At 58.3% G+C, this 9,071-nt stretch carries 16 protein-coding genes and 1 pseudogene; 6 read left to right on the top strand and 11 right to left on the bottom strand.

Annotated features, from left to right (window positions below; translation table 11 throughout):
* Positions 1 to 34: 34 nt before the first annotated feature.
* The 7 genes from IPK17_RS39495 to IPK17_RS39465 all read right to left on the bottom strand — a co-directional run bounded on the left by IPK17_RS39495 (position 35) and on the right by IPK17_RS39465 (position 3,375).
* Positions 35 to 157, bottom strand: coding sequence for a hypothetical protein (locus IPK17_RS39495; RefSeq protein WP_343423257.1), 123 nt, complete (start codon positions 155 to 157; stop codon positions 35 to 37).
* A gap of 390 nt (positions 158 to 547) precedes the next feature.
* The gene (locus IPK17_RS39490) at positions 548 to 670 is read right to left on the bottom strand and encodes a hypothetical protein (protein ID WP_343423256.1); all 123 of its coding nucleotides are present in this window, start codon (positions 668 to 670) and stop codon (positions 548 to 550) included.
* A gap of 1,170 nt (positions 671 to 1,840) precedes the next feature.
* Complete coding sequence (locus IPK17_RS39485) at positions 1,841 to 2,089, bottom strand: hypothetical protein (protein WP_343423255.1); 249 nt, start codon at positions 2,087 to 2,089, stop codon at positions 1,841 to 1,843.
* Entirely contained in the window at positions 2,086 to 2,451 is a 366-nt protein-coding gene (locus tag IPK17_RS39480) for a hypothetical protein (protein ID WP_343423254.1), read from the bottom strand. The genes IPK17_RS39485 and IPK17_RS39480 overlap by 4 nt, the downstream gene beginning before the upstream one ends.
* Positions 2,433 to 2,597 carry a hypothetical protein gene (locus IPK17_RS39475; RefSeq protein ID WP_343423253.1) on the bottom strand — a complete coding sequence of 55 codons (165 nt, stop codon included), beginning with the start codon at positions 2,595 to 2,597 and terminating at the stop codon, positions 2,433 to 2,435. Before IPK17_RS39475 ends, IPK17_RS39480 begins: the two co-directional genes overlap by 19 nt.
* Positions 2,597 to 2,992, bottom strand: coding sequence for an FIST N-terminal domain-containing protein (locus IPK17_RS39470; RefSeq protein ID WP_343423252.1), 396 nt, complete (start codon positions 2,990 to 2,992; stop codon positions 2,597 to 2,599). The genes IPK17_RS39475 and IPK17_RS39470 overlap by 1 nt, the downstream gene beginning before the upstream one ends.
* A 236-nt stretch (positions 2,993 to 3,228) precedes the next feature.
* Positions 3,229 to 3,375 carry a hypothetical protein gene (locus IPK17_RS39465; protein ID WP_343423251.1) on the bottom strand — a complete coding sequence of 49 codons (147 nt, stop codon included), beginning with the start codon at positions 3,373 to 3,375 and terminating at the stop codon, positions 3,229 to 3,231.
* Positions 3,376 to 3,428: 53 nt separating this feature from the next.
* On the opposite strand from IPK17_RS39465, the gene IPK17_RS39460 reads away from it, so the two are divergent.
* From IPK17_RS39460 to IPK17_RS39430, 6 genes and pseudogenes are all read left to right on the top strand, one after another.
* Positions 3,429 to 3,614, top strand: coding sequence for a hypothetical protein (locus IPK17_RS39460; protein WP_343423250.1), 186 nt, complete (start codon positions 3,429 to 3,431; stop codon positions 3,612 to 3,614).
* Positions 3,615 to 3,710: 96 nt separating this feature from the next.
* Positions 3,711 to 4,723, top strand: a pseudogene (locus IPK17_RS40940) (DUF3179 domain-containing protein).
* Complete coding sequence (locus tag IPK17_RS39445; protein ID WP_343423247.1) at positions 4,710 to 4,880, top strand: DUF3179 domain-containing (seleno)protein; 171 nt, start codon at positions 4,710 to 4,712, stop codon at positions 4,878 to 4,880. Before IPK17_RS40940 ends, IPK17_RS39445 begins: the two are co-directional and overlap by 14 nt.
* Before the next feature lie 146 nt (positions 4,881 to 5,026).
* Positions 5,027 to 5,551, top strand: coding sequence for a peroxiredoxin family protein (locus IPK17_RS39440; protein WP_343423246.1), 525 nt, complete (start codon positions 5,027 to 5,029; stop codon positions 5,549 to 5,551).
* A 114-nt stretch (positions 5,552 to 5,665) separates the two neighbouring features.
* On the top strand, positions 5,666 to 6,064 hold the full coding sequence (locus IPK17_RS39435) for a hypothetical protein (RefSeq protein WP_343423245.1): 399 nt from the start codon (positions 5,666 to 5,668) through the stop codon (positions 6,062 to 6,064).
* Positions 6,065 to 6,182: 118 nt separating this feature from the next.
* Positions 6,183 to 6,392: a hypothetical protein gene (locus IPK17_RS39430; protein ID WP_343423244.1), complete on the top strand. Its 210-nt coding sequence runs from the start codon at positions 6,183 to 6,185 to the stop codon at positions 6,390 to 6,392.
* Positions 6,393 to 6,994: 602 nt separating this feature from the next.
* On the opposite strand, the gene IPK17_RS39425 is transcribed toward IPK17_RS39430, so the two are convergent.
* The 4 genes from IPK17_RS39425 to IPK17_RS39410 all read right to left on the bottom strand — a co-directional run bounded on the left by IPK17_RS39425 (position 6,995) and on the right by IPK17_RS39410 (position 8,811).
* Positions 6,995 to 7,156, bottom strand: a complete 162-nt coding sequence (locus IPK17_RS39425) for a hypothetical protein (RefSeq protein WP_343423243.1) — start codon at positions 7,154 to 7,156, stop codon at positions 6,995 to 6,997.
* Positions 7,157 to 7,839: 683 nt separating this feature from the next.
* Positions 7,840 to 8,100, bottom strand: a complete 261-nt coding sequence (locus tag IPK17_RS39420; RefSeq protein ID WP_343423242.1) for a hypothetical protein — start codon at positions 8,098 to 8,100, stop codon at positions 7,840 to 7,842.
* The gene (locus tag IPK17_RS39415; RefSeq protein ID WP_343423241.1) at positions 8,079 to 8,294 is read right to left on the bottom strand and encodes a hypothetical protein; all 216 of its coding nucleotides are present in this window, start codon (positions 8,292 to 8,294) and stop codon (positions 8,079 to 8,081) included. Before IPK17_RS39415 ends, IPK17_RS39420 begins: the two co-directional genes overlap by 22 nt.
* 247 nt (positions 8,295 to 8,541) lie before the next feature.
* The gene (locus IPK17_RS39410; RefSeq protein ID WP_343423240.1) at positions 8,542 to 8,811 is read right to left on the bottom strand and encodes a hypothetical protein; all 270 of its coding nucleotides are present in this window, start codon (positions 8,809 to 8,811) and stop codon (positions 8,542 to 8,544) included.
* Positions 8,812 to 9,071 lie beyond the last annotated feature (260 nt).

Raw genomic sequence — 9,071 nt, 5'->3', positions numbered from 1 at the left:
GTGAGGTCGAGTACCTGACCGCCAAGACGGTCGTTTAATCCGCCACGTCGAACGTTAGGTCGCCGTGGGCAAAGGAGGTGCTGGTCGCTTGCGCGACAGTCTGCTGTTCCGGGCTGCACGACATCGATGAACTGCGCAGCGATTCGTTCGAGCGCATTAATGCCGCTCCAGCCGACGCGCGCGGTCAGTCCAGCGTTGATCCAGGAATGCTCGGCAAGGATGTCCTCAAAATTCTTCGCCGCATTTGAGTATAGTAGTCAACAGCCCCCCCCCCCTGCCGCAGCCGCCGACGAGACGGTCGCATGTCCGGTCAGCAGGATCAAGCGAGATCGGGATAGTGTGGCTTTGGCGACGTGCAGGAGTTCAACCCCATCCAGACGATCCATCTTGATGTCGGTGAGCAGAACATCAAACTCGGCTCCTGCTCCAGTTTTTCCAGCGCTTCTCGACCATCACCCGCCGCTGTCACCGCGTAATCGTCAACTCCGTGGAGATGCGGACCAGAAAATTGCGGATTGCCGGTTCATCATCGACGACCAATACTCGATTACTCACGGTCGCACGTCTCCTTCATGGGCAGCCTGATGGTAAACGTCGTTCGTTTGCCCGGCGTGCTGGCGACGTTGATGCTCCCATCGTGCCGTTCGTTGATTACCCGCGAAATCGCCAACCTCAAGCCTAAGCCGCGTGTCTTGGTGGTGAACAGCGGCTCAAATAGGCGTGCGGAGATGTTCCGAGCGGAATGCCTGCTCCATTATCCGCCAGCGTGATGAGCACCGTTTGCCCCTGTGTGGCGGTGGTCAATTGGATGTCGGGCCGCTTCCCGGCGCTTTGCTTCTGCCGCGTTCAGGATGAGATCAGCAGCACCTGTTTGATCTGATTACTGTCGCCGCACGGCGGGCAGAGGGTCGGCAGCTGTAGACGCAGCAAATCCCCGCATCTTGCAGCAGCCGTTTCCGCATGAGATGCGCACCCCTTCGCAAATGGCATTGACATCGAGCGGCAAATGTTTCATGCGAGACCGGGCGATAAATTCAGCATCTGCCGGAAAATCGTCTGAATGCGTTCCAATTCCTGCCGGATGATCGTCAAATCTGAGCGCACTTCTGCGCCTGCGTTGTGTGAGTCAATGACTGACCTAAACCGCTCTCGATGGCTTGCGGGGGATTATTCAGTTCGTGGGCGAGCGGACTCTTAACTGCCCGATAACCGCGAGATTTTCCGACTGAATCAGACGATTCTGCGCGCCCGCAGCGCTGCCGTCCGCTCTTCCGACCTTCGCTTCTAAGAGGCGGGAGCTGGCGCTCGGCTGCCAGCGGTTGATCGATGGTGCGCTGCTGGTCTTCGACCGCCCGTAAACTGCTCCAACCGCTGGCGATCGCTTTCCAGTTCAGCCCGCTCACGATCCGCCTGCTCTAAGTGCGTTGGTGTATATAGACCTGGCTCAATGCTTTGACCAGCAAATCGTAGGACGGCTGCGCTTCAGGCGGTATCTCGTCAACGCCAAGACATAACGCGCCGACGTCGGTTTCTCGCGCGTTCAATGGGTGATACCAAGCGTTTGTTCCAACAAACGTGGCGTGTACCGGGTCACCGAGGTAAGCCGTATTCGCCTGTCCCAAGATGAGGCGGCGCAGCGCAGCGGGTTCTGGGTTCCGCGTCGGGAAGCCACGTCTCCCCCGATGATGTAGCGTTTCAGATCGGCATCCCAGATCAAAAAACACACCCACTGCGGGTGGGTCAGCGTGAGGCAAACTCGCCAGCGCGAACGAGAGCGTCTGTTCAACCGACCCGGCACACAGCATATTCGCTACGCGTTGGGCAAGGTCATTCATGATCGTCATTTCGGGAAGATAAACGTGCCGACGGAACATTCATAATGTCCGGCAGTCTGCCCCTGTAAGCGCGACAGCACACCGTGACTGCGAAAGCCGAGAAACGGGACATCCCCAACCGTTCTTGAACGGCGGCGCTGCTTGGCATGGTGTCGCCGAATACCATCGCTGTCGACATACAGTCGATAGACAAGGCCCCGGCGCAGCTTTGCGCCCGCGCTCGCGCCTGATCGACGGCGCGTCCGGCGAGTCACGAGCGCATCGGGCGGGTAGATAAGATGTGAATCAGTCGTCCCACCGGCGGCGCGGTGACGAGCATCGCGCCGGATCGGTCAGGCCCGTGACGAAACTCACCTTGCAGCTTCCGTTTCGCACACCCGACCGGGTAATGCAGCGTCGTCGCCGCCGGATCATCCGGTTGATACGCGATGGCATGGTCATTGAGAAAATCCTCGTAGACTTCCCATGCCGGACGACCATCGATCTTGAGGATGCGATGCGCGTCGGTGTGGGTGACGCGATACGCACCGCTGAAAGGTGTCCAACCGTTGTCGAGCGCCAAACCGAGAGGCGTCTGGCTCAACACTTCGGCGGCGCTCAAGCCGTTGCGAAACACGCGGCGGTTGAAGAAGATAGAGGGCGCGGCGGCTGATTTGCGTTCGGACTGGGTCCACCAAGGATATCGTAGAGCATCCCGGTTTCCGTCATCGCGCGATCCACGACTTCATCCAGATTCATCACCTGCGCGTCGGGAAAGAGCATCAGCGCGCGATGATGAAAAGCGCTGCCAAGCCTTCTGTCGTGACCCCACGTAGAGCGCCTAACAACCGCCCTTTGCCCACCAATGGACGCTGATAGCGGTTAGTATGGAAGCGAATGTGCTCGCTTTGAATCAGCAGCACGCCCGCACCGTGTTCGACATACCCATGGTGACTGTACTGCCCGACCGAGGTCGCGCCGATCAAGGGCACATCGCCGAGGACAGCGTTGGCCCCTTTCAACACCTGTTCCGGGTGGGCATGCGACGTGAACAACAGCGCCAGCGTGATCGGCACGTTCGTGTCCGGGAGACTGGCGCAAGCCGCCCGCGCCGCGTCGCGTCCGCAGTCGAAGCCCTTCGCTTGGTCGGATAACCCGACTCCGATGTGCGTTGCCAAAACCTGTCACTCCCGAAAACTCAATCTGCCCTCAAGTGTAATACGGAAGCGGCGGCTGGAATGCCGTCTTCGGCAAATCTTCGGCATTTGCGGGTTGTTTCTTTGCTCCTCCCGCATAAGGATTGCATACACTGAGGAGATTGACTGATTTTGATACTCACAAGGGGTTCGGACATGGCGACAACAGCGATTCGTCAGGAACAAGCGGCTTCATCCACACTCGTCAGCAGTGTAATTCAGGGGATCACCGCCGCGTTGATCGGCGGTTCGGTGTTCGGGGTGCAGATGGCGGTGGGCGGGATGCTGCCGATGCTCGCGCAGATGGTCGGTTCGCAAAATCCGGTGGTCGGCTTCGTCATGCACTTGATGATCAGCGCGATCATCGGCGCGGTGTACGGGGCGGTCGCGCCGCCCCGCCTCGGGGTGGCTGGTGTCGATGGGCGCGGGCATCGTCTATGGGGTGATCTGGTGGGTGCTGGGCGCGTTGGTCATGATGCCGCTGATGATGGGCATGACCGACATGGTGTTCCAGATCGGCGATGCCCAGTGGATGAGTCTGGTTGGACATGTGATCTTTGGCATCGTCACTGCTGGGTTCTTCACCCTGATCCAGCGCCGTTAAGCGCATGAATTGAACTTTCGTGCCGCAGATCAAGACCGGGCTGCGGCTTTGTTGGCGGTAAAGCGGTCGAAACCCGCATAGGTTGGAGGATGGTTGATGAGAAACCAGCCCACGAAATTTAGCTGGATCGTACTGCTGTTCGCGCTAGTAGTTGGGCTATTTTCTGGAAGCGTCGTCACCGTGAGCGCCCAGTTGAGTTGTGCTAATCCGCCGCTTGATGTATCGAGTTTGACCCGTGTATGGGACAAAACAGATTTCTGTCAGTCTCAGGCAGGCGTATTCGACGACATTATTTCTGGCGGCGTTCCCCGTGATGGCATCCCCCCGATAGATAATCCGACCTTCGAGTCGATGGCCGATGCTGCGACATGGCTGCAACCGCAGTCTCCGGTGATCGCGTTTGCATTGAACGGCACTGCGCGCGCCTATCCCCTCGCCATTCTGACGCGGCATGAAATCGTGAATGATGTCGTGAGCGGTGTGCCGGTCGCTGTCACCTTCTGCCCACTGTGCAACAGTGCCGTCGTGTTGAGCGGGCGGTGGATGGGCAGGTCTTACGCTTCGGCGTCTCCGGTTTGCTGCGCAACAGCGACCTGATTATGTGGGATGATGTGACCCAAAGCTGGTGGCAGCAGTTCACCGGCGAAGGGATCGTCGGCAGCTATACCGGGACGCAGTTGAACTTACTGCCTTCACAGGTGGTGGGTTTCGGCGCGTTTGTCGAACAGTACCCGCATGGTGAAGTGCTGTCGCGCAATGGTCGCACCTATGCGACCAATCCCTACGTCGGCTATGACTCATCCGCTCAACCATTTTTGTTTCGCGGTGAACTCGATGAGCGCCTCTTTGCGACCGAACGGGTGCTCGGCGCGCTCATCGGCGGCGAGGCCGTCGCTTATCCCTTCCCAATGCTGGCGGAAGCCATTGTCATCAACGATACCATCAGCGGACGGGCGGTGGTAGCTTTCTGGCAGCCCGGCGCGACCAGCGCGCTGGATCAGAGCAGTATTGATGCCTCCCGCGATGTCGGCATGGCGGCGCTGTACCGCCGCGAACTCGACGGGCAAACACTCACCTTCAGCGCCGATGCTGCGGGTGCGATTCAGTGACGACCAGACGGGCAGCACGTGGAACGTGTTTGGCACGGCGGTCGAAGGCACATTGAGCGGCAGTCAACTTCGGCAGGAACTCGCCTTTCCGCATTTCTGGTTCGCGTGGGCAGCCTTCCGACCGGAAACGACGGTTTACGGCGACGTTGACAGTTAGGAGTTAAGCGACGGAATTGTGAGAACTCTTCGGCAACTCTTCGGCATTTCAGAGGTGATCGGTTTATCTAGCGCTTACTTGCGGGGTTAACATGGGTGTGCTTGTCGTGAGACATTCGCCTGTCCATGTTTAGGAGAGATTAGAAGATGAGATTGTTGTTCACGCTGCTCTTGCTCTTGTTAGCTGCGGCTTGTGCGCCTGCTGCGGTATCGCCACCACAATCCGTTTCAATCGACCCTACAGATGTAGTTGAGCCGACTATTGCAGCAGCTAGCCTCGTTGACGCAACTGAAACATTGCTTCCAACCAGCACTTTAATCGAAACTGCACTCGCGCCCGTCACTGAATTACCCGCGTGGCAGACTCTCCCTGTAACCAATGCACGCACTGGCGAGACGTTCACCTTTGCAGATTTTGCCGGTCAAACCGTGTTCGTAGAGCCGATGGCGACGTGGTGTTCGAACTGCCGTCAGCAGCTTGGAAACGTGCGGAGCGCGCGCGAACAACTGGGCGAGAACGTGATTTTCGTCGCTTTGAGCGTCGAAACCAATATTTCATCTGCCGATCTCGCGGCGTATGCCGACACCAACAGCTTTGAATGGCACTTCGCCGTGATGACGCCTGAACTACTCGGTGAATTGGTGAATGCTTTCCGGGCGGACGATCAGTAATCCGCCTTCGACACCGCATTTCATCATACGCCCCGATGGTACAGTTTCCGCGCTGACCACCGGCATCGAATCAGCTTCAGAAATTGTTGCCCAGATTCAAGCAGCGGGCGGCGCATGATCGGTCAATATCTTGAAGCTTTTGTCCTCGGTAATCAAGCGATTCTGACGAATGTCTGTCTGCTTCCGCTGTATCCCGGCTTGGTCGCGTTCCTCGCCGGGAACAGCAACGGTGCGCAAGCGCGGCGCGGCGGGCGCTGGTTGGGGTTGCTGGTGCTGGCGGGTATCTTGACAATGATGCTGGTCGTCGGTTTCCTGCTCTTCACGTTCAACCAATCGTTTGGCGCGATTCTGCCCATTCTTCTGCCCATCATCTATGGCGTAGTGCTCGTGTTGGGCGTGATGATGCTGTTTGGGTTCAATCCTTTTGCGCGACTCAGTACAACGAGCATTCCGCTGCTGCGTAACCGCTCCCTAACTGCCTATCTTTACGGGCTGCTTTTTTGGGCCCGATGACCCTGCTCTTGCACGGGGCCGCTCCATCACCAGCGCATTCTTGCTTGGCGCTGATAATTTCGCTGTTCTTGCGGATGGACTACTTTATTTTCTGTTCTTCGGGCTAGGGTTCGGGTGGGTGCTGGTCGTACTCCCGTTTCTAGCAGGCACTTTGCAGCGGCAGTTCACGCGGTGGATCACGGGTAACTACAAGCTGTTGACCCGTTTCTCAGGTGCGATTCTCGTGTTCATTGCCGTGTTTGGGATTGTGACAGAAGTTCTGCCGATCTCATCTGAGTGCGAGAACGATGATTATCGCCACAGCACGAAACCGAGCAGCGGCATGTGAGTGAGCTTGCTCCGCTCGCTCAATTTGAAAAAGTCGTCTACGTCCTTGCATCCTGCGATCACTATTTGAACCGACATGATTGCAGTCCCTGATTGATCACGGTTTGAAGCCATTCCTTCACTCTGTTTTCGCCTGTCTGCTGGTAGAACTCGCTCAGGTCTTTGCCGCGCGGCACCTGCACGCACTTGACTGCTCCCTAAGCGTCGCGGATCCGCAGATGCTCCCGCTCCCGCTGCATCCGCATCCATACAGGCAATTACGCGCGGTACGCCGAGCAGCGCTCCGTACCAACGGCGGTCGATCCGGGCATGGCTGGCGCTGCCGATTGCCGCTGCTCGGTGCCAGGTCGCCGCATTCCAGCCTAAGCAATCAGCGGCGCGTCGAACTCGCCTTCGGTGATGATGAGCGGCGTTCGCGGCAGAATGCGATCCGCCAGAGCGAGGCAGTCGCAATATTGCCGCTTCACCTGTTGATATCGCTGCTCGCTCGCCGCCCCGATGAACCTTGATCCCCAGACCTCATCCGCAATATTGATCCATGGATGAATGCCGCACGGCACGTCTGCCGTCGATCTCGCGCCACGCCGTCGGGCGATCACGGAATTAAACCAAGCTGCGCAAGCCGGATGATATCCTTGCTCGTTCCGCGTCCCAAACTGTATAACCCCACGCGCGCTGCCCTTCCGGTGACCACAAGCGGTCATGCGCCTCGTCGATGATGCGTCGCGCCTTCGCCTGCCAAGCAGCATCCGGCGGCTGTGCCATCGGTTCAGCCGTGCAGTGGGTGCGGTTCAGAATTTCAGTCTGGGGTAAACCCTGCTCTACCTGCCGTTCACATGCCTCTGTGAAACGTCAGTTGGTAGTGTTGCGCCCACGATGGCATCGCCTCCCGGGCATGGTAACATTTGCCGAAATTTTGTGCGCCAGTGGTGAGCGTACACGACGAGCGAATAGCCGTAAAAAGTGCGCTGTGCAAAGTGACACTGAACGGCGGCATAGTCCCGCCCCCAAAGCGCGGTTAGCCGAGACTGCGCTCGACAAGCTGCCAGGTCGAGCTGTGCTTTGAGGCTTTTTTTGACACGATCATGGCTGCTGACCTCCCCAAATGAATTTCGTCAGTGCTGGGGACGAAATGCCAAAATTCGGAATTTCGTCATCTCGCCGCTTCGTCATCGCGGTGGGGGGGGCTCGTTCTGCTGCGCTGGGCGGTTTTCCCCCAGCATAACGGCTAGATTTCGTCAACACGCCCTCGAAATCCTCGGCATGTCATCCCGTTTTGAGTGTGGGGAATTATGGTCGCAAAAGCCGCCATGACGAAAATGATCGATAGCTCTGCCGGTATTTCACGGTCGACCTGCGCTCTGCAAGCCCCTTTGCGCTCGATGACCTCAATCACGCCATCTCGACCACGCCGCCAGTGTTTCTGCAGCCGATTTCTTTGCGCGACTTCACGCCAGCACTGCGCAGAATGTCCTGCGCTGACGGCGGTCAGCTCCCCATGCCGCGCTATAAAGCCCCGTACCTTCTTCGTTCTTCACATCAAAGCCCCTGATGCTGAGTTCATCAAGTAGGCGATGCACCGACGCGCGGTACTCTTCTGCGAGCATTTGCCCCCTTGCCCAGTGTACCGTCGTGATGCGCGGCGTGTTGGGCATCCCCTCATCCGTCCAATCCATAATCGCCAGGATCAGCGCCAGCTTGAGCGCCATCGTCGAGAAGCGTCCATAGTTGCCGCGCAAATGGTCATCGAGAATATCATCATGCGGCGGGGATCGGTCATGTCGTGCAGCGCGGCATAGTAGGCATTGAAAAGATCAAAGACTGCCGGCTCCATCGTTGCGCCAATGGCGGGATGCTTGACCGGTTCGTCCAGATCGAGCGGCGATTCTTCGTCCGGCGGCATCGGAAAGGTTGGTACACCGCGCAGCAGCCGCGTTTTCGAGTCGGCGGAAGGCTAGTGCGTGTCGAGGTTGGGTCCGTTCAGTACACACTTGATCCTCCCGCCTGATCGGCGTTAGGTGCAGAGAAACGCGCCATTAGCTTCGTCCTCCCATTCGCCGTCGGTGATGAAGCGTCCTGGGCGCGCGGTGGGTCGCGCCGATCATCGACAGTGCCATTATAGACGATCCAGCTTGCCATCGCCGCGCAGCTCACGCGTCCAAACGCAGACGTGGCGCGTCAAACATCTCCATCATCGTTTCGGTATGCCCTTCCATATATTTCTTTGGGATGAGCATCTTGCCTGCTTCGTCATTGAGGATGCCGCGCTGACCGGCGAACCGGGCTGCGAGGTCTTCGTTCCTTACGCTCGAACGGCAGCAGCTGGACGAAGAGCAGCCATCGGGGCGCGAGCTTGGCGACCAGCATTTCTGGGTGAGGTTGTGGCGGCAGGAGAAGATGCGGTGGCATGCGTCACGCACCGAGGCCATGGATCGTCGTCAGCCTGGTCGATTTGTAGTAGGTGGGCGCTTGGCGCTGACGCACAGGTGGCATAGATCTGGGGATGTCTCCGAAACCCAGACGCAGCACGTAGCGCCGCGCGACTCCGCCAACCCGGACTGCCCATAAGTGGACCTCGACCCAGAAAGATGCGCGGCGTCATCGGTGAGCTCCAGGCTCAACCACGCGAGGTAGTCCCTGTGGAAATGCTCCGACAGTTTCAGCTGATGCCATGAGTTTA

The organism is Candidatus Flexifilum breve (assembly GCF_016713355.1).
This window is presented reverse-complemented; position numbering and strand designations above follow the sequence as displayed.

Excerpts from the sequence above, each read along its gene's own strand:
- IPK17_RS39495 (WP_343423257.1), bottom strand. The coding sequence starts at position 157 with ATGCGCTCGAACGAATCGCTGCGCAGTTCATCGATGTCGTGCAGCCCG.
- IPK17_RS39475 (WP_343423253.1), bottom strand. The coding sequence starts at position 2,597 with ATGCTCTTTCCCGACGCGCAGGTGATGAATCTGGATGAAGTCGTGGAT.
- IPK17_RS39465 (WP_343423251.1), bottom strand. The coding sequence starts at position 3,375 with ATGATCGCGCTGATCATCAAGTGCATGACGAAGCCGACCACCGGATTT.
- IPK17_RS39460 (WP_343423250.1), top strand. The coding sequence starts at position 3,429 with ATGGGCGCGGGCATCGTCTATGGGGTGATCTGGTGGGTGCTGGGCGCG.
- IPK17_RS39440 (WP_343423246.1), top strand. The coding sequence starts at position 5,027 with ATGAGATTGTTGTTCACGCTGCTCTTGCTCTTGTTAGCTGCGGCTTGT.
- IPK17_RS39435 (WP_343423245.1), top strand. The coding sequence starts at position 5,666 with ATGATCGGTCAATATCTTGAAGCTTTTGTCCTCGGTAATCAAGCGATT.
- IPK17_RS39425 (WP_343423243.1), bottom strand. The coding sequence starts at position 7,156 with ATGGCACAGCCGCCGGATGCTGCTTGGCAGGCGAAGGCGCGACGCATC.
- IPK17_RS39420 (WP_343423242.1), bottom strand. The coding sequence starts at position 8,100 with ATGGCGCTCAAGCTGGCGCTGATCCTGGCGATTATGGATTGGACGGAT.
- IPK17_RS39415 (WP_343423241.1), bottom strand. The coding sequence starts at position 8,294 with ATGCCGCCGGACGAAGAATCGCCGCTCGATCTGGACGAACCGGTCAAG.